General features: G+C 64.0%; 21 protein-coding genes and 2 tRNA genes. 6 read left to right on the forward strand and 17 right to left on the reverse strand.

All coding sequences use genetic code 11. The features are described from left to right. Window positions 1-3: 3 nt before the first annotated feature. Window positions 4-1401 carry a sigma-54-dependent Fis family transcriptional regulator gene (locus HND55_08935; protein ID QKK02760.1) on the reverse strand — a complete coding sequence of 466 codons (1398 nt, stop codon included), beginning with the start codon at window positions 1399-1401 and terminating at the stop codon, window positions 4-6. Beyond that, window positions 1398-2867 carry a HAMP domain-containing protein gene (locus tag HND55_08940; protein QKK02761.1) on the reverse strand — a complete coding sequence of 490 codons (1470 nt, stop codon included), beginning with the start codon at window positions 2865-2867 and terminating at the stop codon, window positions 1398-1400. The genes HND55_08935 and HND55_08940 overlap by 4 nt, the downstream gene beginning before the upstream one ends. Before the next feature lie 133 nt (window positions 2868-3000). On the opposite strand from HND55_08940, the gene HND55_08945 reads away from it, so the two are divergent. Beyond that, the gene (locus HND55_08945; GenBank protein ID QKK02762.1) at window positions 3001-3363 is read left to right on the forward strand and encodes a DUF4168 domain-containing protein; all 363 of its coding nucleotides are present in this window, start codon (window positions 3001-3003) and stop codon (window positions 3361-3363) included. Between the two features lie 67 nt (window positions 3364-3430). Here the strand turns inward: HND55_08945 and HND55_08950 are convergent, their stop codons facing one another. Genes HND55_08950 through rnr form a run of 3 tightly spaced genes read right to left on the reverse strand, consistent with a single transcriptional unit; the run spans window position 3431 to window position 6874 of the window. After that, the gene (locus HND55_08950) at window positions 3431-4003 is read right to left on the reverse strand and encodes a nucleoside deaminase (protein ID QKK02763.1); all 573 of its coding nucleotides are present in this window, start codon (window positions 4001-4003) and stop codon (window positions 3431-3433) included. Then, complete coding sequence (gene rlmB, locus HND55_08955) at window positions 3994-4719, reverse strand: 23S rRNA (guanosine(2251)-2'-O)-methyltransferase RlmB (protein ID QKK04051.1); 726 nt, start codon at window positions 4717-4719, stop codon at window positions 3994-3996. Before rlmB ends, HND55_08950 begins: the two co-directional genes overlap by 10 nt. A gap of 19 nt (window positions 4720-4738) precedes the next feature. Beyond that, window positions 4739-6874: a ribonuclease R gene (gene rnr / locus HND55_08960; GenBank protein ID QKK02764.1), complete on the reverse strand. Its 2136-nt coding sequence runs from the start codon at window positions 6872-6874 to the stop codon at window positions 4739-4741. An 85-nt stretch (window positions 6875-6959) separates the two neighbouring features. Here rnr and HND55_08965 point away from each other — a divergent pair, with 85 nt between their 5' ends. The 3 genes from HND55_08965 to HND55_08975 are packed head-to-tail and all read left to right on the forward strand — an operon-like array spanning window position 6960 to window position 10351. Continuing rightward, complete coding sequence (locus HND55_08965; protein QKK02765.1) at window positions 6960-8594, forward strand: LysM peptidoglycan-binding domain-containing protein; 1635 nt, start codon at window positions 6960-6962, stop codon at window positions 8592-8594. A gap of 46 nt (window positions 8595-8640) precedes the next feature. Then, complete coding sequence (locus HND55_08970) at window positions 8641-9456, forward strand: M23 family metallopeptidase (GenBank protein ID QKK04052.1); 816 nt, start codon at window positions 8641-8643, stop codon at window positions 9454-9456. Next, entirely contained in the window at window positions 9440-10351 is a 912-nt protein-coding gene (locus tag HND55_08975) for a hypothetical protein (GenBank protein ID QKK02766.1), read from the forward strand. The genes HND55_08970 and HND55_08975 overlap by 17 nt, the downstream gene beginning before the upstream one ends. 132 nt (window positions 10352-10483) lie before the next feature. Here the strand turns inward: HND55_08975 and HND55_08980 are convergent, their stop codons facing one another. The 12 genes from HND55_08980 to HND55_09035 all read right to left on the reverse strand — a co-directional run bounded on the left by HND55_08980 (window position 10484) and on the right by HND55_09035 (window position 20544). Continuing rightward, the gene (locus tag HND55_08980) at window positions 10484-11431 is read right to left on the reverse strand and encodes a GTP cyclohydrolase I FolE2 (protein ID QKK04053.1); all 948 of its coding nucleotides are present in this window, start codon (window positions 11429-11431) and stop codon (window positions 10484-10486) included. 155 nt (window positions 11432-11586) lie between these two features. Then, a tRNA-Pro gene (locus HND55_08985) sits at window positions 11587-11663 on the reverse strand. A 98-nt stretch (window positions 11664-11761) separates the two neighbouring features. Then, window positions 11762-12118 (reverse strand): MerR family transcriptional regulator, encoded by a 357-nt coding sequence (locus HND55_08990; protein QKK02767.1) that lies wholly within the window; start codon window positions 12116-12118, stop codon window positions 11762-11764. Continuing rightward, window positions 12099-12398, reverse strand: coding sequence for an integration host factor subunit alpha (locus tag HND55_08995; protein QKK02768.1), 300 nt, complete (start codon window positions 12396-12398; stop codon window positions 12099-12101). Before HND55_08995 ends, HND55_08990 begins: the two co-directional genes overlap by 20 nt. 8 nt (window positions 12399-12406) lie before the next feature. Continuing rightward, on the reverse strand, window positions 12407-14782 hold the full coding sequence (gene pheT, locus HND55_09000; GenBank protein QKK02769.1) for a phenylalanine--tRNA ligase subunit beta: 2376 nt from the start codon (window positions 14780-14782) through the stop codon (window positions 12407-12409). A gap of 17 nt (window positions 14783-14799) precedes the next feature. Further along, window positions 14800-15801, reverse strand: coding sequence for a phenylalanine--tRNA ligase subunit alpha (gene pheS / locus HND55_09005; GenBank protein QKK02770.1), 1002 nt, complete (start codon window positions 15799-15801; stop codon window positions 14800-14802). 11 nt (window positions 15802-15812) lie between these two features. Next, the gene (gene rplT / locus HND55_09010) at window positions 15813-16169 is read right to left on the reverse strand and encodes a 50S ribosomal protein L20 (protein QKK02771.1); all 357 of its coding nucleotides are present in this window, start codon (window positions 16167-16169) and stop codon (window positions 15813-15815) included. Between the two features lie 12 nt (window positions 16170-16181). Further along, a complete protein-coding gene (gene rpmI, locus HND55_09015) occupies window positions 16182-16379 on the reverse strand; it encodes a 50S ribosomal protein L35 (protein QKK02772.1) in 198 nt (65 codons plus the stop codon). Between the two features lie 128 nt (window positions 16380-16507). After that, window positions 16508-17026 (reverse strand): translation initiation factor IF-3, encoded by a 519-nt coding sequence (gene infC / locus HND55_09020; GenBank protein ID QKK04054.1) that lies wholly within the window; start codon window positions 17024-17026, stop codon window positions 16508-16510. A 33-nt stretch (window positions 17027-17059) separates the two neighbouring features. Continuing rightward, complete coding sequence (thrS, locus tag HND55_09025) at window positions 17060-18982, reverse strand: threonine--tRNA ligase (GenBank protein ID QKK02773.1); 1923 nt, start codon at window positions 18980-18982, stop codon at window positions 17060-17062. A 393-nt stretch (window positions 18983-19375) separates the two neighbouring features. Further along, a tRNA-Val gene (locus tag HND55_09030) sits at window positions 19376-19452 on the reverse strand. A 60-nt stretch (window positions 19453-19512) separates the two neighbouring features. Beyond that, window positions 19513-20544: a glycosyltransferase family 2 protein gene (locus HND55_09035; protein ID QKK02774.1), complete on the reverse strand. Its 1032-nt coding sequence runs from the start codon at window positions 20542-20544 to the stop codon at window positions 19513-19515. A 173-nt stretch (window positions 20545-20717) separates the two neighbouring features. On the opposite strand from HND55_09035, the gene HND55_09040 reads away from it, so the two are divergent. Together HND55_09040 and mfd are read left to right on the forward strand one after the other, a co-directional pair. Then, the gene (locus HND55_09040; protein ID QKK02775.1) at window positions 20718-22628 is read left to right on the forward strand and encodes a hypothetical protein; all 1911 of its coding nucleotides are present in this window, start codon (window positions 20718-20720) and stop codon (window positions 22626-22628) included. 61 nt (window positions 22629-22689) lie between these two features. After that, window positions 22690-26115, forward strand: a complete 3426-nt coding sequence (mfd, locus tag HND55_09045; GenBank protein ID QKK02776.1) for a transcription-repair coupling factor — start codon at window positions 22690-22692, stop codon at window positions 26113-26115. Window positions 26116-26137 lie beyond the last annotated feature (22 nt).

A 26137-nucleotide genomic window follows, 5' to 3' on the forward strand; every position in this document is an offset into this window, starting at 1 on the left:
CGGTCAGTCGTCGGTCGCAGCCTCCAGCCAGCGATAAAGCGTTCGCCTGCCCACGCCAAGCAACGCCGCAGCGCGGCGCTTGTTGCCGTCTACTCGCTTCAGCACATAGCTGACGTAGCGCCTTCGAATCTCATCGAGTGTCGGCAGCATGTCGCCCTCGAGCAGTGCTGACGGCAATTCCTCCTGTCCGCGCCGTCCCGCCCCTCCCGACTGCTGTCCGGCACGCTGCCGGATCCGCTCAGGCAGGTGCTCGGGGCCAATCTCTTCACCGGGACAAAAGGTCACCGCCCGCTCGATGGCGTTGCTTAGCTCGCGAACGTTGCCGGGCCAGTGATAGCTGCGGATCAGCTCAAGCGTGCGTCCGGCCAGTTTCCTTGCCGGCCGCTCGCGGGCCGCGGCAAGACGACTCAGAAAACGCATGGCCAGCAGCTCGATGTCCTCGCCGCGCTCGCGCAGCGGCGGTATCTCAAGCTGAAAGGCCTCGAGCCGATAATAGAGATCCTCGCGAAAGTGCCCCTGATCGACCCGGTCACGTAAATCGCGATTGCTCGCGGCAATCAGACGCACGTCGACCTGGTGTTCGCGATCGGCGCCGACCGGCCGGATATGGCCATCCTGCAGCGCGCGCAGCAGCTTGGCCTGCAGCGCCACCGGCATTTCGCCGATCTCGTCGAGAAACAACGTACCGCCGTCGGCCTCGCGAAACAGTCCCGGACGTGCCTTGTCGGCACCCGAAAAAGCCCCGGCAGCATGACCGAAGAATTCCGATTCGAGCAGTTCGGCCGGCACTCCGGCACAGTTGACGACCAGGAACGGCGCATCCGCACGCCCGCTCTCGGCGTGAATGGCGCGCGCGGCGAGATCCTTGCCGGTACCCGATTCGCCGCTGATCAGCACGGCCCCGTCAGCGCGCGCGACCTGCCGAATGCGGTCGAACAACACGCGCATGACGCGGCTGCTGCCTTCCATGCCGTGGAAACCCGCTTGCTCGAGCACCTGCCGGAAGCGCTGCACTTCCCGGTGCAGTCGACGGTTGGCCAGTATGCGATCGACGGTGATCAGGAAGTGATCCATATCCAGCGGCTTGGTCAGGAAATTGTCGGCACCCGCCTTGAGTGCGGCCACCGCGCGGTCAACCGTGCCGTAAGCGCTGATCATCAGCATTCCCGGTGCCGCATGTCGACCGCGCACCTGTTCGAGCAGGGCCAGTCCGCTGCTGCCCGGGAGCTGCAGATCGGTGATGACCAGGTCAGGTTCGAATGCGTCCATGGCCGCCAACGCGGATTCAGCGCTGGACCAGGCCTGGACCCGGTGGCCCTCGGTCTCGAGTTCTTCGACCAGCAGCTGGGCAAGCGACTGATCATCCTCGACAATCATGAGGCTCGATACTGAAGCGTTCATTGTCGCTCGTCCGTAAGATGGAGTTCAAAGCGCGTCCCGCCAAGTCGGGTCGAGTTCGTGACCCGCACAATCGCACCGTGCTCATCAGCGACCCCCTTGACGATGGCCAGCCCGAGACCCGTACCGCGGCCGGTCTGGCGCGCGGTATGGAACGGCTCGAAGATTCGCTCGCGCTGGTCCGCCGGAACACCATCCCCATCATCGTCGACGGCAATCACGACCTTCCCGGCGCTGGCGAGCACCTCGACACAAACACTTGAATCGGCAGCCTGCACGGCATTGCGCAGGAGATTGAGCAGCGCATGTTCGAGCCGCACTGACCAGCCATTGACGACCGGCAAGGATTCCGGCATCTGCTGTTCAAGCTTGATCCCGCGCGCTTCGCACTCCGGCTGAACAGCCGCCAGTACACGCTGGAGGAGCCGGTCGACGTTGACCGGTTCGGCCGGTTTGCGCTCACTGCGGGCAAACTCCATGAGCTGCGTGATCAGCTCGCGTGTGCGCTGGATTTGTTCACGGATCCGGGCCAGGCGACGGCGCGCCTCGGCATCGGCCGCTTCCAGTTTCTGCAGGCGGCGGGTATCGCCATCAATGACCGTCAACGGCGCCCCGAGCTCATGGGCGACACCGGAAGAAAACCGCCCGAGCGTGGCCAGATGCTCCTGGGCCCGCATGCGCTCGGTCAGCCGCTGCCGCTCGCGCCGCTGCAGCGCGAGCTCCCGCTGGGTGCGGTCGAGTCCGTCAAGCATTCGGTTGAGCGCGGCGCCAACACCGGCCAGTTCGGCGGGACCGCCGATCGTTGCCCGGTGCGTCGTATGGCCGCCTTCAATCCGGGCCATGCTGCGTACCAGGCGATCGACGTGACGCCCGACCGCAAGCCGGTGACCGACCAGCAGCACAGCCACAAGAACGGCCAGAAAGACCAGCCAGGCCAGTCCGCTGGCGTTGCCTAATGCCGCCAGTCGGTTCGCCATTTCACTTTCCAGGCGCACCACCTGAAGCAGGCCGTCGATGCGTCCGGTGGGACCGGTCAGAGGTACGAAATAGGAAAAAACGTCCTCCCCGGCCAGTTCCGCATAGCGCCCAATCTCCTCGCCCAGCTCGACCAGCTCGGCTGCCTCGATCTGCTCACGGGGCCCAGGACGGGCATCGCCTGCCGTTGCCACGCGCTGGCCCGAAGCGTCATAGACATAGGCGCCGTAGACCCTTCCGATCTCGAAGACCGCATCAAGCGTCTGCTGAACGCTAGCCAGATCGTCCTGTTGCAGCGCGCGCTCGAGCGGCACGCGAGTTGCCCTGGCGACCAGCTCGATCTCCTTTTGCAGCCGCTGCTCCAGCCACCCCTCGACCGAGTGGTAGGTCATCCAGACCATACCGGTGCCGACCGCCGAAAGCGGCAGGACAATCACCAGCAGGAGCTGCAGGCGCAGGCTGTTTCGGGTTTGCGTTATGGGCACATGCGCCATTATGACACATTCCGCGAGGGGTTTGAACGACACTTTGAACGCAAGCTACTGATTTTCATATGGCCCAGCTATCGGCACAATACTTGCTGATTGAACCCTGCTCATTCACCAAGCACAAAGGAGTGCACTCGATATGTATCGCAAGATCACAACCCTGATGACCCTGACCGTCGCCCTGATCTTTGCCGGCGCCGCTCTGGCGCAAACCGGCTATGAGGCGCAGCAGCCTGAACCGGTTGACGTCAGCGACCAGCAGCTCGAGCAGTTTGCGGATGCCCAGGTCGAGATTGCGGGTATTCAGCAGGACTTCTCGGGCCGGCTGCAGAACGTCGACGATCCCGAAAAGGCGCACGAACTGCAGCTCAAGGCCAACGAGCAGATGACCCAGGCTGTCGAGGAGGCGGGCCTGGACGTCGAGTCGTTCAATCAGATTGCAATGGCCATTCAGAACGATCCGGAACTGCAGCAGAAGCTCACTGAACTACTCGATCAATAAGAGCTCGCAGCAGATCCGCCGGGTTCTCAGCCGGCTTGCAGTGGCCGGGCCCCTCGGCCCGGCCTGTTCAGGGGTTGTAGATCGACCCGCCGGTTCGCGCGTAGCGCTCCAGCACGCGCGCCGCCGGTTCGCGCAGTACGGCAGTGCGCACATCGATGCCGCGCCGGGCTAGAACCTCGATCCAGTCACTTGGCCGCACGCCTTCGTCAAAGCCTGCTGCCTCGGCATCGGCCGTGAGTGCGCCGCACAACACGGACTTCACGCCGGACCAGGGGATGGCGCCCAGGCACATGGCGCAAGGCTCGCAGGAAGTCACCAGCTGCAGCGGCCCGATACTGGCCGCCGCCAGATTCCAGTGCCCGAGACGACGCTGGGCCATGCTCATGGCAACGATCTCGGCATGTGCACTGGAGCATTGCTGCGGCTCGACCCGGTTGACCCCCAGCGCGATCACCTGTCCGTCTTCAATGCGGACCACCAGCGCCCCGAAGGGTCCACCGGTATCGTGTCGCGCGTTCTGGTCCGACAGGCTGATCGCGGCCGCCATGCGCGCCTCGGCCTCGGGCAGACACTCCGGCAGCCGTCGCTCGAACGCGCCCATCCAGTCGGGCAAGTCAACCCGAAAACCGTTTATTGGCACGCGGACATCCTCCTGGCAACCGCCGAGAACAGAGCGATTCCGGCGGCGACGGACACATTGAGGCTTTCCATGCCTCCGGGCATCGGTATGGCGACAAGACGGTCGCAGTGTTCCCGGGTCAGTCGCCGCAACCCCTTCTCCTCACCGCCAAGCACCAGTGCCAGTGAACCGGACAGCTCCGTTTCAAACAGGGGCTCTTCGACCCCGGCATCCAGGCCAAGCCGCCAGACGCCCTGCCCGCCCAGATGACGAAGCGTGCGCGCCAGGTTGGTCACGACCGCCAGCGGAATCCGTTCGGCCGCGCCTGCCGCGGCACGCCTTGCCGCCGGCGTCAGGCTCACGGCCCGGTCTTTCGGCACCACCACGGCCGTCGCCCCGGCCGCCGCCGCGGTGCGCAGGCACGCCCCCAGGTTGTGCGGATCCTGAACGCCATCGAGCACCAGCAGAAGCGCTTGATCGCCGGCAGATTCGACATAGCGTTCAAGCGCATGCTCGTCGATGGGTGCACGCGGCCGGAACTCCGCGATCACGCCCTGGTGGCGTACCTTTCCGGCCAGACGCCCGAGCGTCTGCTGATCGGCGTGCTCGACGGCAACGCCCAAATCGGCCAGCCGCGCCTCGAGCGTCTCCAGGCGCTTGCCGCCAGGTCGCAGCCAGACGCGCACCAGCTGTCCGGGTGCATGATCGAGCAGCCCCTGGACGGCGTTGATGCCCATGACCCGCTCGCGTTTCACGTCATTTTTCCGTGCGCTCGACCAGGCGAAAGTCGATCTTGCGCTCGTCCAGCGATACGCCAATAACTTCGACCCGCACGTGATCGGCCAGCCGGTAGCGCAGGCCGCGCCGCTTGCCGGTCATGCTCGAGGAGACCGGGTCGAAACTGTAGTAATCGTTCGGCAGCGCCGTGACATGCACCAGCCCGCTGACGGCAAAATCGGTCAGTTCGACGAACAGGCCAAAGCTGGTTACGCCGGTCACGATGCCGGGAAAGACATCGCCAATATGGCGCTGCATGAACTGGCACTTGAGGCGTTCGTCGACATCACGCGAGGCCTCCTCTGCGCGCCTTTCAGTCCATGAACAGTGTTGGCCGAGCGCTTCCATGCGGCTGCGGTCGTAGCCGAACGCGGAACGATCGGTGCCCCGGCACAGATGCTTGATCGCGCGGTGCAGCAGCAAGTCCGGATAGCGGCGAATCGGCGAGGTGAAATGACTGTAGTGCTCCAGGGCCAGACCGAAATGCCCCTTGTTGTCGGGCTGATAGACGGCCAGACTCAGGCTGCGCAGCAGGCGGGCATTGACCAGATCGGCATCGGCGCGCCCGGCTGCCTGGCGCTGGATTGCGGCAAACTGCTGCGGATCGGGCTCCTGCGACCAGCGCACCTCGATGGCGTGGGCGCGCAAGAACGCCTCAAGGCCCTCGAGCTTGTCGGCCGGTGGCGGCTCATGCACCCGATAGAGCATCGGCAGCCGGGCAGGGCCGACAAACCGGGCCGCCTCCACATTGGCGGCGATCATGCATTCCTCGATCAGCCGATGCGCGTCATGGCGGGCCTGCAGCCGGATGTTGGCCACCCGCCCTTCGCGATCGAATTCAAAATAGGCCTGGCGCGAATCGAAGTCGAGTGCGCCGCGCCGTTCGCGCCGCCGGAACATCAGCCGATAGATCTCGAACAAGCACTGCAGACTGCCCAGTACATGCCCGAAGCGTTCGATCAGGCCGGGATCACCGGCCTCCATGATGCGCCGGACCTGGTCGTAGGTCAGCCGTGCCTGAGAGCGCATCACGGCCTCGTAAAAGCGGCTGGAGCTGACCTTGCCCCTGGCGTCCAGGTTCATCTCGCAGACCACGCACAGACGATCCACGTCGGGATTGAGTGAACACAGGCCGTTGGACAGCGCCTCAGGCAGCATGGGTACGACGCGGTCGGGAAAATACACCGAGGTGCCACGCCTTTGCGCTTCGATATCCAGCTCCGAGTCCGGGCGGACATACTCGGCGACATCGGCAATGGCCACCAGCAGTCGATAGCCCGAGCCGCGCGCCTCGGCAAATACCGCGTCATCGAAATCACGGGCATCGGCGCCGTCAATGGTCACCAATGGCAGATCGCGCAAATCCCGCCGCCGCGCGGCCAGATCCGGGTCGACCTCTGAGCCGCAAGCCTCGGCTGCCCGGACAACCGCAGCAGGAAACTCGGCAGGCAGGTCATGACTGTAGATGGCGATGTCGGTGGCAATACCCGGCTCGTCGGCCTTGCCAAGCACCGCGATGATTTCCCCAACCGCCGAACGATGCACGGTCGGCGGCTTGTCGATGCGGACCACGACGATCTGGCCGGGGGAGGCCCGGTCGATATCCGCTTTCGTCAACAGGATGTCCTGGGTCAGGCGCGGATCGTCGGGCACGACCGTGGCCACACCGCTTTCGATCAGCAGCCGGCCGGCAATCTGTGTATGAACCCGCTCGAGCACTTCAACGATACCGCCTTCCTTGCGGCCACGCCGGTCGACTCCGGTGACGGCGGCCAGGACCCGGTCGCCGTTGAACACCTGGCGCATCTGTTTTGGCGAAAGGAAGAGATCATCGCCACCTTCGTCGGGAACGACGAAACCATAGCCGTCGGGATGGGCGCTGATCCGCCCGCGCACCAGATCCATCTGGTCGGGCAGTCCGTAGGCAGCGCGTCGGTTGCGAATGATTTCGCCATCGGCCAGCATGGCGGTCAGCACCGGCTTGAGCTGCAGATCAGACTGCGCCTTGTCCAGGCCCAGCACATGAGACAGCTGCCTTCGGGTTACCGGCCGGTCGGCCTCCCGCAGCAGTTCGCGGACCCGCTCACGGGACACTTCGGTCTGTTTTTCGGTCATTGGCGCTATTGTACCCGTGCCGGCAAGCGCTTGACCTGTGCTGATCTGCACGCATAATGGCCGCTGCGCCCACTGTGACCATGGCATGACTGATCAGCGTCCCCATCCATCGCCCTTGCGTTCACTGACCCGAACCCTGCGCGTTGCCATCCTGCTGTCCTTGCTGACCGGTGGCTGCGCCATGATCGAGCAGCACGACTCGGCCACAGACGAGCCTGGCCCAGTTGCGACTGCGCCACGATCCGAATCGCCGCCCGATCCGTTCGCGGTCATCGAGGAAGCCACCCGCGACCTCGGACTGCCCGAGTCGACGCGCCCGAAAAGCGAGATCCAGCCTTCAGACCTGTGGTCGCGCGTCGTTGAGCGCTTTGCCTTTGCCGAGTGTCCTGAAGGCAGCCGCGCCGGGCAGTGGGCCCGCTGGTACGGTGACCGCCATGACTATATGGACCGGGTCTTCAATCGCGCCAGACCCTGGCTTCATGACATCGTTGATGAACTGGAACACCGCGGCCTGCCCGGCGAGCTTGCGCTGCTGCCGATTGTCGAGAGCGCCTACGATCCATTCGCCTATTCGCATGGACGTGCGGCCGGGGCCTGGCAATTTCTGAGTTCGACCGCGCGCGATCGGGGCCTGGAAATCAACGGCTTCTACGACGGTCGGCGCGATGTCTGGGCGTCAACCCGCGCCGCGCTAGACTATCTGACTTACCTGCACGACAAGTTCGACGACTGGAATCTGGCGCTGGCGGCCTACAATGGCGGCCAGGGCCGGGTCATGCGGGCCATTCGGCGCAGCGGCAAGGACCATCCGCGTTGGCACGAACTCAGGTTGCCGCGAGAGACACTGGGCTACATTCCCAAGCTCAACGGCCTGGCCTGCCTGTTCAGCGATCCGGAGCGCTATCACTTCCGGGTGCCGGTCTGGGACGACCGCCCGCAGATCGCGCTCGTTGCGCTGTCCGGGCCAATCGACATCGTGGCCCTGTCGGTCGCCGCCGAGCTCGACATTGCCCAGCTCGTGGTGCTCAATCCCGGACTGAACGGCCACATCACGCCTCCGGGCGGGCCACACCACCTCATTGTTCCAGCCAGCCACGCCGAACGCATCGAGGCCGCCATCGCGGAATTGGCCAGCGACAGTCCGGGCGAGCAGCTGATTGCCTGGCGGTCAGTCGAGGTCCGGCCGGGTGATACCCTGTCCCACATTGCCGCCCGCCACGGCACCAGCGTTCGACAGCTGCGTGAAGCCAACGGTCTGCAGGGTGACTTGCTGCGGGTCGGACAGAAGCTCCGAATTGCGGCCGATGACACCCAGCCCGTCGATCCGGCCCATGCCGACCGCTATGCCGAGCTGACGCGTCTGCACCAGCGCCTGCTGCCAACCCGGCGCTTTCAGCACCGGGTCCGGCCAGGCGAGAATCTCTGGGTGATTGCGCGCCGCTACCAGGTCACAGTAGCCGATCTGCGGCGCTGGAACGGCCTCGGCAACAGCACTCTGATTCATCCCGGCAAGCGCCTGATCGTGCACATGAGCCAGCCAGGCGCCGGCGGCCATGCCGGCCCCACGCGCTACGTCGTGCGCCGGGGTGACTCGCTGTGGACCATCGCACGGCGCCATGACGTCACTGTGCGCGACCTGGTGCGCTGGAACGCCATCGACCCGGATACGGTCCTCAAGCCAGGCCAGGAGCTGACGATTCATGCCGACACCAGTGCCTGAATGGCGGATGACCTGCTCGTTTCCATTTGGCTGCGCTGCGGCGCTGATGGCACTCGGACTGTTTTTGGCTGCGTTGCCGGCAGCCGCCGATCCGGTGCATATCGATGGTCAGGCGCAGCAGGGTGGCCTGATGATGGGACAAGCGCCAGGGGCCAGCGAGGTGCGGCTTGACGGGGAGCCGGTGATGGTCTCCGACGACGGCCGATTTCTGTTTGCGTTCGGCCGCGACTCGACCCAGCCAGCAGTCGTCGAAGTGCTGCTGGCCGACGGCACGCGCTGGCAGGGCGAGTTTACCCCGGAGCCGCGGGAATTCGACATCCAGCGCATCGATGGCCTGCCCGACCATCAGGTCACGCCCCCGCCGGAGGTCCAGGAGAGAATTCGCGAAGACAACCGCCTGATTGGCCAGGCGCGGCGACGGCGGGATGCACGCAGCGACTGGCGCGAGGGGTTCATCTGGCCGCTGATCGGGCCGGTCACCGGGGTCTACGGAAGCCAGCGCATTCTCAACGGCCAGCCCCGGAATCCGCACTGGGGGATCGATATCGCCGCACCAGTCGGGACGCCGGTGCGTGCCCCGGCACCTGGCTTGGTTACCCTGGCGCACCCGGATATGTATTACTCCGGCGGCACGCTGTTCGTCGATCATGGCCACGGCCTGGTGTCGGCCTTCCTGCACCTCGACAGCATACTCGTGGAAACCGGCCAGCGCGTCGATCAGGGTGAGATCATCGGTCGGGTCGGAGCGACCGGGCGCGTGACGGGCCCGCACCTCGACTGGCGCATGAATCTGGGCAGCGTGCGAATCGACCCGGCGCTGCTGCTGGACTGGGAAACCAATCCTCATGCCGATGCACGCTGAGCACGACAGAGCGCCCACGCAGCCGGCTGGCGGCCCCAGGCTGACGGTCTGGCTGGCGCTGTCGGCCTGCCTGGTGGCTGGCTGTGCCGCCACCGGCGCGCCGACGAGCACGTCGGACAGTCAGCTGACCCGCATTGTCGATGAGTTGAGCCGTGTGCTTCCGGGTCGCTACAGCAGGGTTCAGGATCGTGATTCCGCGCCCTCGCCGGGCGAGCTGGTTGTGAGCACCGAACAGCTCGAGGACAGCGACGGACTGCTCGCGCTGCTCACACAGCAGACCAGCGAGGGAACGCGTCGATTCCTGGTCGAGATTGACGGCCAGCTGGGCCCGGACCGGCTTGGCGGCACGTTCGCACCGGTTGATGCCAGCGGGCACAGTCGGCAGCGCTGCGCAATGACCTTTCATCTGCGCACCGGCGGGCTGGTTGGTCGCACCGACCCTGATCAGTGCCGATTTGGCAGCGAGGAAAGTCAGACTGCGCTCCTCAAGGAAGTCGCCTTCGACGGCAGACGGATCGTTGTCGGCGATCGGGTGATACGCGTCGCTGACGGCGAGCTTGCGGTACCGCAACAAATCGCCGCCTTTTACCGCTCCCGCCAGTTCCAGGGTCGCGCTGCGCTGCGCGAGGGCGGCAGCTGGCGCCAGGCAGCGCCCTTCGCGTTGGACACGACCGCTGTCCGCATCACGCCCCGGGATGCCGCCGCCATGAGCCTGGGTATTGAGCTGGAGCTGGCCTTCTATCGCACCAACGAAGCGCCTGGCCATGACATCTTGCTGCGCCTGAGCGCTTTCGACGGCGACACTGGAGAACTGGTCGGTCGAGCCTGGAGTGCTGCCGATAGCGTTTACATCGGCATTACGCTGCCGCGTCTGCAGGTCGTCTTGCGCCATTAGGGAACCTCTTGTCTGGGAACCGGCGTTTGCAAAACGGGCAGTGTCCATGTAAGAGGCTCCCTAATAGATTCCTCAGCGACGCCCGGCCTTTGCCAACGGACCATGGCCCATTCCGGATGAATCCGTAAATGCTCAGCCGTGGCGCCAGCCCGAGGGCTGGCCGTCGATCGGCTTGTAGCCGCCGTCCACGCCCTTTGTGATGATGGCCACGGCGTTGTGCGGATGCAGGCTTTCGAAATGGCGACAGCGGGCCCAGAAGTCCACCACGCGGTCCTGCGACTCCAGCGCGAACTGAACCCGGCGTGCCGCGTCCTCGCAGAACATCAGGTTTTGGCCATTAAGCAGGGCGAATGCCTGCTCGTCCTCGCGCTTCACGGCGGCCTGCACCGGCGTCTTGAGGGCGTTCTCGATCGCGTCGATCATCTCCACGAATGGAAACGCCTCGAAAGTCGGGGCAAGCTGCAGCCGCACGTCGGCTGCGCTGCGCTGGCTGTGTGGCGTGGCCACGATGCCCTGTTCGCTGCCCAGCCATTCAACCACCTTGGCGGCATCAACCTGGCCGTGCCCACCGAAGTCCTTCCGAAACTGGTTTTGAATCAGTTGACGAGCCAGTGCCGCCGAGCATGGACAGGTGCTCGAGTAGCTGACCTGGAACGACAGCTCCAGCTCGAATCCCCGCCCTTCCAGCCCGGCGATGACGCTGATCGGATAACGCTTCCAGCCGCTGTTGTCACTGACCAGCGAGGGCCGCCGGATCATGTAGTCGAAATCCAGCCGAATCATGGCGCTTGCGCTCAGGCCCTCGTGCGAGGAGAGGAAATCGCGCAGCACGTGGCGCAGCAGTGCCGGAGTGACGGTATGCTCGGCGAGCGCCCGGTCCAGCAGCAGATAAAGTCGGGACATGTGAATCCCGCGCTTGGCAGGATCGCCCAGGTCGACAAATGCGCTGACATTGGCGGTTGTCTGCATTCGCCGCCCGTCGCTGCCATCGAGCAGCACCGGCAGCTCGATCTGATTCATCCCGACCCAGTCAAGGGCGCCGGCGACCTGGGTCTCGGCGTGACTGGCAATATCCGGCATGTTGGCAACTCGTCGGCGATTACTCATGTGCACCTTTCCATTCCTGCCGCGCCGAACCGGGTTCGGCATGGGCTTGTTGTCGCGTCAGGCCGGTATTGCACATCACTACGCATGAATGGAATGTGAGTTGATGGCCGCTTCGGGCCGTGAAGAAATGGTCGGAGCGGGGAGATTCGAACTCCCGACCCCCACAACCCCATTGTGGTGCGCTACCAGGCTGCGCTACGCTCCGACTGAAAAGCCATTTGACTGTAAAGACTGCATTTTACCGCGATCGCCGCCGCCGTGTAAGACCCGGCTCGTGCGCGACGGCCGGAACGCCGGGCGAGGCTATCGCCGCAGAACCTGAAGCACTTCCTCGAGCTCAATGCGCAACTGCTTGACCAGTTGCTGGCTGCGCGACAGGTCGTTCTGGGCCGTCTCGCCTTCGAGACGCTGGCGTGCACCCATGATGGTAAACCCCTGCTCATGCAACAAACCGCGGATCTGGCGCACCATCAATACGTCGTGACGCTGGTAATAGCGGCGGTTTCCGCGGCGCTTCACCGGCTTGAGCTGCGGAAACTCCTGCTCCCAATAGCGCAGCACATGCGGCTTGACCGCGCACAGTTCGCTGACCTCCCCGATCGTGAAATAGCGTTTGGCCGGGATCGGCGGCAGCTCCTGATTACTCCGCGGATCCAGCATAGGCCTCCACTCGCGAACGCAGTTTCTGACCCGGCCTGAACGTCACCACGCGACGTGCCGAAATCGGAATCTCCTCACCCGTCTTGGGGTTACGGCCGGGACGCTGGCTTTTGTCGCGCAATTGGAAATTACCGAACCCCGACAGCTTGACATGCTCACCGTCTTCCAGTGCCTGGCGAATGGTCTCGAACCAGGCATCGACAAACTCCTTGGCCTCGCGCTTGTTCAGACCAACTTCATCGAACAGTGCAACAGCCAGATCCGCTTTGGTCAGTGACATCCCCTTTCTTATCCTCTCAGCTTGGCATTGAACCGGGCTTTCAGGGCCGCAACGACTTCGTCAACAAGCGAATCGACTTCCCTGTCCTGGAGAGTGCGAGAAACATCGCGCAGAATCAGTCCAATAGCAAGACTTCTGCATCCGGATTCGACTCCCTTGCCCCGATACTGATCGAAAATCACGCAATTTTCAAGTAGCGCGCCGGCACAGCGACGAACTTCGGCCAGCACGTCGGCAGCCGAATAGCGATCATCGACGATGACCGCAATATCCCGCCGCACCGCCGGATAGCGGCCAGCGAGACGGTGTTCAGGCAGCCTGACCTGGCTGATTTCCGCGCCGTCGAGCTCGGCCACAAACACCGGCTGGTCGAACTCCAAATCGCGCTGCAGCTTTGGATGCAGCTGCCCGAACCAGCCGGCAGGCCGCTCGTCCAGCAGGAGTGCCGCACCCTGCCCGGGATGCAGAAAAGACTTGTCGGCCGGCGCCACACTGACCTGACCGGTGACCTGATTGAGTGCCAGAAGATGCTCGATTTCTCCTTTCAGATCGAAGAAATCCAGCCACCGAGGTCGGCCGCTAAAGTGCTCATTTCCGATCCGGCCGGTCATCAGCAAGCCGATACGCCATGTTTCTCGGAAACGGTCATCGTCGCGCTCGAAGCAGGTGCCGCATTCGAACAGCCTGAACCCGAGGTGTTGTCGGCGAAAATTTGTATCAGCCGTCGCCAGCAGGCCCGGCAGCAGGCTGGTGCGCAACACCGCCATGTCGCGGCTGAGCGGGTTGGCCAGCGGCTGGGCAGCGCCCGCCAGCCCTATCCGATCAAGTTCGTCCCGGCCAACAAAGCTCCAGGTCATGATCTCCTGGAAACCGCGCGCGATCAGCTGATCGCGGAGTCGTCGTTCGGGCAGCCGGCTCTCACTGCCGACTCGCGCGTGCAGCCGGCCTCCCGGCGGCGAGACCGGCAATCGGTCGTAGCCGTAAATGCGCGCAACCTCCTCGATCAGGTCGGCTTCGATCTCGATATCGCGCCGTGCCGACGGTGGAACCACGCTCAGCTCGCCGCTGCTGGAGCTCACCTCCATCTCCAGGCGCTGGAGGATATCAATGACTTCGGCTTCGCCGAGCGTCGAACCCAAAACGCGGTTTAGCCGCTCAATGCGCAGGGCAACCTTCGGGCGTGAGGGCAGCTCCGCCCGTGCGATTGCCTCGACCACGGGACCGGGACGACCGCCGGCAATATCGACGATCAATCGGGTGGCCCGTTCAACCGCCAGCCGCTGGAGTTCCGGATCGACACCGCGCTCAAAGCGGTGAGCCGACTCGGTCGCCAGACCCAGCCGGCGGGCACGGCCGCTGATGGTGGCCGGATGGAACCAGGCCGATTCGAGCAGAATATCGCGGGTCGTATCGCTGACCGCCGTGTCCAGGCCGCCCATGATTCCAGCCAGCGCCACGGGCTTGTCGGCATCGGCGATCAGCAGCATGTCTTCGTCCGGCTCGATCACCTGACCGTCGAGCAGACGGATCCGGTCGCCGGACTGGGCGCGCCGGACCCGGATTCGCTCGCTCAGCCTGGCCAGATCAAACGCGTGCATGGGCTGACCCAGCTCGAGCAGCACGTAGTTGGTGACATCGACGGTTGGCCCGAGGCTGCGCAGGCCGGCACGACGCAGACGCTCGACCAGCCAGATCGGCGTCGCCGCCGTCGGATCGATGCCTTCGATGACCCGTCCAGCGTAACGCGGGCAGTCGCGGGGCGCTTCAAGCTCGATCTCAAGCCGGGCCCCGGATGTGGCCGCGACCGGCTCGATCGAGGGCGCTTGCACCGCCCGGTTGGTGATGGCGCCAAGCTCACGCGCCAGGCCGCGCACGGAGAGACAGTCGGCCCGGTTGGGCGTCAGGTCGATCTCGAGCACGTGATCGTCAAGCTGTAGATACTCGCTCAGTGCCTGGCCGACCGGCGCATCGCCCGGCAATTCCATCAGCCCGTCAGCGTCCTCCGCAAGGCCGAGCTCGGGCCCGGAACACAGCATGCCTTCGGAGGCCACCCCGCGCAGGCGGGCCGGCTTGATCTTCAGCCCTCCCGGCAAGCATGCACCGAGCGTGGCCAGAGGCGCCTTGAGTCCGGCACGCGCGTTCGGCGCGCCACAGACGACCGTGCGTTCTTGCGAGTCGCCGACAACACGGCAGATCCTCAGCCGATCGGCGTCGGGATGGGGCTCAACGGCAATGATCTCGCCGACCACGACGCCGTCAAGCGCCGGCGCAACCGGCTCAACCGCATCCACCTCGAGACCGCACAAGGTGAATTGCTCGGCAAGTGACTGTGCATCAAGGTCGTTTTCGACCCACTCGGAAAGCCAGCGGTGGCTGATCTTCATGAACGGTCTCGCCCTCCCTAGCGGAACTGGCGCAGAAAGCGCAGATCGTTTTCGAAAAACAGGCGCAAGTCATCAACCCGATAGCGCAACATGGCGAACCGTTCCACGCCCAGCCCCCACGCGTAGCCGGTGTATTGCTCCGGATCGACCCCGCAGTTGGCCAGGACGTTGGGATGCACCATGCCGCAGCCGAGCACCTCCAGCCACTGGCCCGGCGTGCCGTCCGGGTTGCGCCAGCGTACATCAACCTCTGCCGATGGCTCGGTAAAGGGAAAATAGGACGGTCGCAGGCGCATCTCCAGATCGTCTTCGAAAAACGCGTTGACGAAATCCGAGAGCATGCCCTTGAGATCCGCGAAAGTGACGTCCCGGTCGACCAGCAGACCCTCGACCTGGTGGAACTGCGGCGTATGTGTCTGGTCGGAGTCGGCCCTGTACACCCGGCCCGGCGCGACGATTCTCACCGGAGCACCGCGCTCGGCCATGACCCGGATCTGAACCGGTGAGGTGTGCGTGCGCAACAGCCGCCCGTCGGGCAGGTAGAAGGTATCGTGCATGGCCCGAGCGGGGTGATGCGCAGGGAAGTTCAGCGCCTCGAAGTTGTGATAATCATCCTCGACTTCCGGCCCGGTGGCGACCTCGAACCCGAAACGACTAAAGATGTCAAGCAGCCGATCCAGAGCCCGACTGACCGGATGGGCGCCACCAGGCTCATGATGACGTCCCGGCAGCGTGATGTCGACTGCCTCCTCGGCCAGCTGCACATCCAGCTGCTCGCGCGCCAGTGCCGCAGAGCGCTCGGCAATCGCCGCTTCGATCTCCTGCTTGGCCCGATTGACGGCCTGGCCGGCCTCACGCCGCTGCTCCGGTGGCAGCTGCCCAAGCGACTTCAGCCGGGCGGTCAGCGCCCCCTTCCGGCCCAGGTAGCGAACCCGGACCTGGTCCAGGGTTCGCTCGTCGGACGCCGCCGTGACCTCGTTCAGCGCCTGCTCGAGCAGCGCCGATGCCGGACTCTCCATACCGGCGCCGGTCAGCTCAGGCTGGACTGGGCCTTCTCGGCCAGGGCCCGGAACGCTGCCTTGTCGTTCACCGCGAGATCGGCGAGGACCTTGCGGTCGATATCGACCTCGGCCCGCTTCAGTCCGTTGATGAACCGGCTGTAGGACAACCCGTGCTCGCGCGCGGCCGCGTTGATGCGGGTAATCCACAGGCTGCGGAAGTCACGCTTGCGCTGGCGACGATCGCGATAGCTGTACTGACCGGCCTTGATGACCGCCTGCTTGGCCACGCGATAGACCTTGCGCCGGGCACCGTAGTAACCCTTGGCACGACTGAGCACCTTGCGGTGACGGCGACGGGCGACAACGCCTCTTTTTACTCTTGCCATGATCGCTCTCCGTTAAAGTTTTGGCAGCATCCGACGCACGGCTTTCTCTTCCGCGCGGTCGACCAGCGTACTCGCCCGCAAACGCCGCTTGCGCTTCGGGTCCTTCTTGGTGAGGATATGGCTGTGATAGGCACGCTTGCGCTTGATGCGCCCGCTGCCGGTGGCCCGGAAGCGCTTGGCCGCGCCCCGGTTGCTCTTCATTTTCGGCATGTCGATCTCCTTTTCTTATACCTTCGTGCAGCGGCTTGCCGACCAGCGGCAAGCACTTTGCCGAGCTGCATTCCAGCGAATTGTCGATGCCACCCAATTGGCGGCACCCTTCTTCAGCACGACGACCTTCAGGTCTTCTTCGGCGACAGCATCATGACCATCTGTCGCCCTTCCATGCGCGGGTGCTGTTCCACGACGGTTTCCTCGGCGGTATCGTTCTCGACCCGCTTGAGCAGATCCCGACCCAGTTCCTGATGAGCCATTTCCCGACCGCGAAAGCGCAAGGTGACCTTGACCTTGTTACCTTCCTCGATGAAGCGGAGCAAATTGCGCATCTTGACGTCATAATCATGATCATCGGTGCCGGGACGAAACTTGACTTCCTTGATCTGAATCTGCTTTTGCTTCTTGCGCGCCGCCTGTGCCTTTTTCGACTGCTCGAAGCGATACTTGCCCCAGTCCATGATGCGGCAAACCGGCGGATCGGCCTGCGGCGCGATCTCCACCAGATCCAGTCCCAATTCCTGCGCCCTGGTCAGCGCGTCCTGGGTCCCCATCACCCCGATCTGATCGCCTTCAGGACCTACAACCCGCACCTTGGCGGCCGTGATGTCCTCGTTGCGTCGGGTCTGTTTATCCGTTGCGATGTGTGCTGCTCCTCGAACTATTCGGGTTAACGCTCAATTATCAGCGATCGGGCGGCGCGCCGCCACCTCCCGAGACAGGCGCGCAACCAGCGTATCCAGGGACATTGCCCCGAGGTCGGTTCCGTCGCGCAGCCGAACCGCGACCTGGCGGTTTTCAAGCTCGCGATCACCAACGATCAGCAGATAGGGAATCTTCTCCAGTGTGCGGCCGCGGATTTTATAGCCGATCTTCTCGTTGCGCAAGTCCGATTCTACCCGAAATCCCCGCTGATTCAGGGCGTTGGTGATTTCTTCGGCATATTCAGCCTGGGCATCGGTGATGTTCATGACCACGGCCTGCAGCGGCGCCAGCCACAGCGGCAGAATGCCGGCATAGTGCTCGAGCAGAACGCCGATAAAACGCTCGACCGAGCCCAGAATCGCACGATGCAGCATGACCGGCGTGCGCCGCTCGCCATCTTCGGCCACGTATTCGGCGCCCAGACGTGCGGGCATGGAAAAATCGACCTGCATGGTGCCGCACTGCCACACCCGCCCAATGCAGTCAGTCAGCGAAAACTCGATCTTGGGGCCGTAGAACGCACCCTCGCCGGGCTGCAGCTCGTAGTCGATGTCTGCTGCCTCCAGCGCCCCGGCCAGGGCCGCCTCGGCCTTGTCCCAGACTGCATCCGAACCAACTCGCTGCTCGGGACGGGTCGAAAGCTTGACCAGGATATCGGTGAAGCCGAAATCGGCATAGACATCGAAGACCAGTGCGTTGAACGCGATCACCTCGTCGCGGATCTGATCTTCGGTGCAGAAAATGTGCGCGTCATCCTGGACAAAGTTGCGCACCCGCATCAGGCCGTGCAGCGCTCCCGAAGGTTCATTCCGGTGACAGGAACCGAATTCGGCCATGCGAAGCGGCAGGTCTCGATAGCTCTTGAGCCCCTGGTTGAAGATCTGCACGTGACACGGACAGTTCATCGGCTTGATGGCATAGACCCGCTCCTCCGACGATGTAATGAACATGTCATCGCCGAAGTTATCCCAGTGCCCGGACTTTTCCCACAGGCTTCGGTCCACCACCGAAGGCGTGTGCACTTCCTGGTAGCCCGCCTGTTGCAGCCGTTCACGAACATAGTGCTGTATGGCCAGATAAATCCGCCAGCCACGGTCGTGCCAGAACACCATTCCCGGGGCTTCGGGCTGGGTGTGAAACAAGTCCAGCTTCGCGCCCAGCTTGCGGTGGTCGCGCTTCTCGGCTTCTTCGAGCCGCCTGAGGTGCGCCTTGAGCTGCTTTTTGTCCGCCCAGGCAGTGCCGTAGATGCGCTGCAGCATCTCGTTGTCCGAATCGCCCCGCCAGTAGGCACCGGCCAGCTTGGTCAGCTTGAATGCCCCAAGCTTGCCGGTCGACGGCACATGCGGCCCCCGACACAGGTCGACGAAATCGCCCTGGCGGTAGAGCGACAGCGTCTCGTCGGCCGGAATGTCCTCGATGATCCTGGCCTTGTACTCCTCGCCCTGTTGGCGAAAGAACTCAACCGCTTCATCGCGTTCCATGACTTCACGCTCGACCGCAATGTCCTCGGCCACAATGCGCGCCATTTCCTGCTCGATCCGTTCCAGGTCTTCCGGCCGGAACGGTTCGTCACGGGCAAAATCGTAGAAAAAGCCGTGCTCGATGACCGGACCGATCGTGACCTGGGTTTCGGGGAACAGACGCTTGACCGCCTGCGCCAGCAGGTGCGCGGTGGAATGGCGGAGAATCTCCACGCCTTCCTCGTCGCGCGCTGTGATGATGCGCAGTGACGTGTCGTGGTCAATGGCATGGCCGGTATCGACCAGCCGGCCCTCGACCTCACCGGCCAGCGCTGCCTTGGCCAGCCCCGGCCCGATGGACTCGGCCACCTCGTGCACCGTCACCGGATGATCGAAATCCTTGCGGCTACCGTCTGGAAGCGTAATCTGAACCATGGGTGCGAATTGTACCGTCAGTTTGCGGCTCAGGTTGGGCCAAATCCCTGCCTGTAGGGGCTTCGATAGCGGGCCGATGCAGCCTGGCCCGCTTCAGTTCGACGCAGCCACAGGGCCCTCGGCGGGCCAACCCGCATGGCCCACCAGCGCCATTGGAGAACCCTTCAATGCATCGATAGAACCGAATACTTTCCAGCGCTTTCTGGGTGCGTCGTTTTCGGTGGCGGACGCAGCGCAGGAACCGCAGTGTACTCCGATGTACATGAGGATTCCGAGCACGCGTTCAACGGCGCTCCCCCTGGCTTCTTTCCTCCGGAAAACCGCCTGGATTCCGCTGCCTGCGCTGCCCGACGCCGAAAGCGGCGTGCACAGGAAGGGCTGGGACGCATTCGATGGTGGGCGATGCTGGATTTGAACCAGCGACCTCTGCCATGTCAAGACAGCGCTCTAACCAACTGAGCTAATCGCCCGCAAGAATCAAGCCGCGAAGCATACCAGATCATCCCCAAAGCGACAAGCACGGCACCCGTTCAGTCTTCCGCGGCATGGCCGTTGTTGCGCGGAAGAACGATATTGCCGACAACCCGATCGGACTGACGCTCGACCCAGTCGTCATCAAAGCCCTGCATGGCATCGACCACATACAGCGGGCGGTTCTTGGTCTCGATGAACACCCGCGCCAGGTACTCACCGATAATGCCGATACTGATCAGCTGCAGCCCGGAGAAAAACAGCAACATGGTCGCCAGTGAGGCGTAGCCCGGCACATCGATGCCGTAAATCAGTGTGCGAATCACAATCCAGGCCGCGTAAACCAGACCGGCAAACGCGATCAGGAAGCCGAGATATCCCCAGGTTCTCAACGGCGCGGTGGAAAACGAGGTGATACCTTCCAGGGCAAAGTTCCACAGCCGCCACAGATTCCAGCTACTGATCCCCTTGCTGCGCCCGGGACGCGTGTATTCCAGGGTGTCGATTCGAAAACCGACGTAGTTCATCAACCCCTTCATGAAGCGCGTCTTTTCAGGCAGATGCAGCAAGGCGTCGATCACGCGCCGGTCCATCAGCCGGAAATCACCAACGTTGGCCGGCACTGCATCGCCGGCCAGCAACTGCATGACGCGATAGAACGCGGCTGCGCTCATTCGCTTGACCCACCCCTCGCCATGACGTTCAGCCCGGCGAGCGAGCACGACATCGGCGCCCTGGCGCCATTTCTCGACCATCGCCGGCAACAGCGAGGGGGGATCCTGCAGATCCGCATCGAGAATGACGGCCGCCCGGCCGGCGGCAAAGTGCAGGCCACAACTCAAGGCGGCCTCCTTGCCAAAGTTGCGAGACAGGCGAACCACACGCACCCGGTGATCCGATTCACGCCATTCACTCAGCCTCTGGAACGTCTCGTCGCGGCTGCCGTCGTCGATCGCTACGACTTCACACGCACCTCCATCGATTCTGTCGAGCACCGGCGTCAGGATGTCGATCAGGACGGGTATCGTCTCGGCTTCATTGAAGCACGGAACGATGACGCTCAGGGTCGGTGAATCCTTGTATTCGCTCATTGCCCGGTGCCGCGATTTTGCGCCAGTGTGCCGTGGAGTATAGCGAACCCGGAGGTGCTCGCCGGCGTGCAGCGCCCAGGACGCGTCAGCGGCCCGGCGACGTCAACCCGGCAGACGGGTACACTGTGTTTCCGTGACCGCCGACAGCCAGTTCCTGCCGATTCCCAGCCCGCATGTTTCATGAATCTCACACGCCCTCGATTTCCGGAACCGTGCGGACTGACACCGATCACTTGCTGTCCCCGGATGCCGATCCGCCATGGTGGGCCTGGCTGTTCGTCGTCTCGATGATGCTTGCCAGCGCCGCAATCGGGCCGCTGGGCGCACCCTATCTCGACGCCATACGCGACCTGTATTGGGCGCAGCAGATCGCAACAGCCACACAGTGGCCGCTGGTTGGCCCCGAAATCGGGTTCTTCACTCACATTGGTCCGGCCTGGTATTACCTGCTCAGCCCGCCGCTGATTTTCAGCGGCGGGCTGGTGTCCGCTGCAGCCTGGGCCGGCCTGCTGCAGGGTGCGCAATTCCCGCTGGCCCTGGCTTTCGGTCGGCAGATCGGGCAGTGGCGATTCGGCCTGTTCCTGGCTGCCCTGCTGGCGCTGCCCGGGCTGACCACCTTCACATACCTGTCGTTCAACCACTTCAACCTGGTGCCCGCCGCCGTGATCGGCCTGGCGATGATCGCCTGGTCAGACTGGGAACGTCCGCGACGCGGCTCGGCACTGGGTCTCGGGCTGGTTTTTTCGCTGCTGATTCATGCGCACCCGGCCAACCTGGCGCTGGGCTGGATCCTGCCGGTACTCTGGCTGGCCGCGCCCGACCGGATTGTTCGTGCGGGACTGTTGCTGGCCGGCCTGCTGCTGCCCCTGCTGCCCCTGCTGCTGGCCGGTCTGCTCGGTGCGGTTCCGGACACGCCCACCACCGGCCTGTCCGGACACCTGCGCGAACACTGGAATCCCGCCGCGATCGGCCAGACGCCCGTGCTGTTCTGGCATGTGATTGTCGAGGGCTTCCGCCACGGCCTGCTGCTGAGCACCGATGCCGTCCCGGGCGCCAGAATCGCGCTGCGGATTGCAGTCGTCGCGCTGGTGGTGCTGGCGCTGAGCGGGCTGCCGGCGACGCTGCGACCCGGTTACCTGCGTCGGCTGGCTGCGGTCGCACTGCTCGCACTTATCATCCAGACCGCCGCTGCGCTGTGGATGCGCAGCCAAACGCTCTGGTACATGATGCTGGCCGCGCCAACGCTGACTGCCCTGGTGCTGGCCGCCGGGCTGACCGCAATCCGCCCTCGCCCCCGTAACCGGATGATCCTGCCCCTAGCCCTGGTGACCGGCCTGGCCGCCATGGCGCTGCTGACGACATCCCTGCTCGCGACCAAAGACAACAGCGGCAACCGTCATTTTCCGGCCGCCTTTATGCTGGATTTGCTGTCCTCGCCCGAAGTATCCGCCACCAGCGCCGGTGCCCAGCTGAGCTTTCTCGGCAGCGCAACGATGGCCCACCGGCTGTGCGCGACCGAACAGGCCATCGTCGTGCACGCCGGCCTGGCCCAGATCGTCGACAGTCTGACCGATCTGGTGTTCTGGCTGGAATGCCCCGGCCACACGCCGAAGGTCCGGATTGCGGGGATGGAACCAACCGCCGAACATCTGCTGGCGGTAGGTCCGGGCGTTGCGGATGCCCTGCCTCTTGTCCCCGACGGTCGGCTCGAAGCGACGATCTTCTATCCGGTCGCGCGCGTCGTTCACCCCCCGAATTCCGTGGCACTCGCATCGGCAGGCAACTATCCGCCTCGTCCGCGCAATCCGGAGCGTGTACCAGGCATCGTCGACTTCCAGACCCGGGCCGGGGACTGGCTGCTGATTTCCAACCCGTATGCCTGGTGGACCACGATCGATATCGCAGCCGTGATCGCCAATGGCCGCGCCCTCACGCCGACAGCCTCCGATTTCGTCACCTCGGTCTTCCACTGTAACCACTGTGCTGCGGGCCAGCCCGTCAGCTGGCGGGTCCGTTTCAATGCCCCGTCGGCAATGCAGCCGGATATCGTTGTTGTTGAGGGAACGCACAGCCGGACTGATTGAGGTCTTGCACGCGGAAGACCGGATTTGAATTGCTACACTAACGGGTTTGGACAAACTGATCGTGATGCCGGAGCGTTTTTCCGTACTCAATCCACCGCGATTTGACGGCGAACGTCAGGAGTGGCCGCTGCTCGAAGGCCTGCCTCTGGCCCTGGCCATCGCCTCGTTTTCCGGTCGCAAGGGGGGTCCCGTACTGGTGGCCGCAGCCGACGGCTACACCGCGCGCGCCCTGCGCGACGATATCAAGCGGCTCGATGGAGTGCAGGCCGAGCTGTTTCCAGACTGGGAAATCCTGCCTTACGACCTGTATTCCCCGCATCCCGACCTGATCTCGCGCCGACTCGACCTGCTCGCACGACTGCCCGGCATGGACCGCGGCGTGGTCATCGCTCCGGTGACGGCACTGATGCAGCGTCTGCCGCCGGTCGCCTGGGTCCAGGGCCAGAGTCTCAACCTGTCCGCTGGCGAACAGCTCAACATGGGATCATTTCGGGGCCGACTGCATGCCGCTGGCTACCAGAGCAGCGATCAGGTCTGGCAACCCGGCCAGTTCGCCGTGCGCGGGGCCGTGCTGGACCTGTGGCCAATGGGACGCTCCGACCCGTATCGAATCGAGCTGTTTGACGACGAGATCGAGTCCATCCGGACATTTGACGCCGAAAGCCAGCGCTCGACCGGCAGGCTCGAGCGAATCGACATGCTGCCGGCTCGCGAGTACCCATTTGACGAGGACAGCCGCCAGGCCTTTCGCCGCGCATTTCGCAATCGATTCGACGTCGACCTGCGTCGCGCCCTGCCCTACCAGGAGGTCGGTGAAGGGCACCACGGCCAGGGCCTGGAACAGTATCTGCCGCTGTTTTTCGAGCACACATCGAGCCTGACCGACTATCTGCCGACCGCGCATCGCCTGATCGTGCTGCCGGGTGTTGAAGAGGCGGCGCGCGGGTACTGGCAGGAAATCGAACACCGCCAGCAGCAGCGTGGCGGCGATCTCGAGCGACCGGTCCTCAAACCGCAGGAGCTCTTCATCCCCGCACACGAGCTGGCCGACGTCCTGCTGTCCGACGCTGCGGTCTGCATGACCCGGCGCAAGCCGGCCGCATCGGTGGCAGCGCCTGCGCCGGTACTTGATCTTGACAACCAGCCCGAGGCGGCGCTGCATGAGCTGGCAATGCTGGCCGGTCGCGTGCTGATCGCAGCCGATACCGCCGGCCGCCGCGAGCTGATCCACGACACGCTCAGAGCCGGCGGAATGAACCCGACACGACTCGATTCCTGGTCGGCCTTCATGAGCGGCAGCGACCGGCTGGCGTTGATCGAAATGCCGGTCTCCGGCGGCTGTCGCCTGGAACAGAGTAATCTCACCGTACTGACCGAAAGCGAGCTGTTTCCGGGCCATACCCGCACGCTGCGGCGCCAGCGCCGCAGCGGTCAGGACCCCGAATCGATCATCAAGAGCCTGGCGGACCTGCAGTCCGGCGCGCTGGTCGTCCATCTCGAACACGGTATCGGTCGCTACCTGGGCCTGGACGTGCTGGACGCGGGCGAAACGGTGGCTGAATATCTGTGCCTCGAATATGCCGACGGCGACAAGCTTTATGTTCCAGTCACCGATCTGCACCTGGTCAGCCGCTACACCGGCGCCGATCCTGACCGCGTCGAGCTGAACCGGCTTGGCTCCGAACGCTGGGCGCGCACGCGTCGCAAGGCTGCGGAAAAGGTCCGCGACGCGGCTGCCGAGCTGCTCGAACTGCAGGCCCGCCGCGCGGCACGCAAAGGTCAGAGCTTCGCCATCGACCGCGGCCTGTATGCGCGTTTCGCGGCCGGTTTCGAATACGAGGAAACCGACGATCAGCAGCAGGCAATCGATGCGGTCCTGTCCGACCTGTCCTCGGACGAGCCGATGGACCGCGTCGTTTGCGGGGATGTTGGCTTCGGCAAGACCGAAGTGGCCCTGCGGGCGGCCTTCGTGGTGGCTCACACCGGCCGTCAGGTTGCCATGCTGGCGCCGACCACGCTGTTGGCCGAACAGCACTACCGCAACTTCGCCGACCGCTTTGCCGACTGGCCGGTCAACGTGCATTTACTCTCACGCAGCGGCGCCAAACCCGCCGCAACGCTCAAGGGGCTCGAAGACGGCACTGTCGATGTTGTCATCGGCACGCACCGCCTGCTGCAAAAAGACATTCGGTTCCGCGATCTCGGGCTGGTCATCATCGACGAGGAACAGCGTTTCGGCGTGCGCCAGAAAGAGCGCCTCAAGGCCTTGCGGGCCGAAGTCGATCTCCTCACCCTGACCGCAACGCCCATTCCGCGAACCCTCAATATGTCGATGGCCGGCCTGCGAGATTTGTCCATCATCGCCACGCCACCGGCGCGCCGCCTGGCGGTGAGAACCTTTGTTTCCGAATGGGACACACCAACCATCCGGGATGCAATCACCCGCGAGTTCCAGCGCGGCGGCCAGGTCTACTTCCTGCACAACGAGGTGCGCAGCATGGCGCGCCAGGTCACCGAACTCGAGGCCATGTTTCCCAACGCGCGCGTCGGCATGGCACACGGCCAGATGCCGACCGGCGAGATGGAGCGCACCATGCGGGACTTCTACGCTCGCCGCATCAACCTGCTTGTCTGTTCGACCATCATCGAAAACGGCATCGATGTGCCCACGGCCAACACCATCATCATCAACCGCGCCGATAAATTCGGTCTGGCACAGCTTCACCAGCTCAGGGGTCGCGTCGGCCGCTCGCACCATCTGGCCTATGCCTATCTCGTCACGCCGCCCTGGAAGGTGCTGACACGCGACGCGAAAAAGCGACTGGAGGCCATCCAGTCACTCGAGGAACTGGGCGCCGGATTTACCCTGGCCAGCCATGACCTCGAAATCCGCGGCGCCGGCGAGCTGCTCGGCGAAGAGCAGTCCGGCCAAATCGAGGCGATCGGGTTTGCCCTCTACTCCGATCTGCTCAATCGTGCCGTCGAGGCGCTGAAAAACGGCGAGCTGCCGGATCTAGACGAGCCCGTGTCACACGGCAGCGAGGTCGATTTGCATCTGACCGCCATGATTCCGGAACACTACCTGCCCGACGTGCACCAGCGCCTGGTGCTCTACAAGCGCATCAGCCAGGCCGACAGCAACGCTCAGCTCAACGACCTGCAGGTCGAGATGATCGACTGCTTCGGGCTGCTGCCCAACGAAGTGAAGAACCTGTTCGCCACTGCCGAGCTCAGACTGCGCGCGAAGAAACTGGGCATCAAGCGCCTTGAGGTTGGTCCCGCCGGCGGACGCGCGGAGTTCAAGGCCAGGCCGGATATCGACATGGGCGAGCTGCTCAAGATGATCCAGAAGGAATCCCACACCTTCGAGCTGCCCGACAACGACAAGCTTCGAATCAAGGGCGAGTTCGAGGCAATCGAGGATCGCTTTCACATGGCCGAGGAACTGCTCGAGCGTCTGGCTCCCGAAGAGCGCGCGGCGGCCTGAGACCGAACAAGCCTGACCGCCA

Source organism: Pseudomonadota bacterium, assembly GCA_013285445.1.
In the GTDB taxonomy this organism is placed as follows: domain Bacteria; phylum Pseudomonadota; class Gammaproteobacteria; order Xanthomonadales; family Wenzhouxiangellaceae; genus Wenzhouxiangella.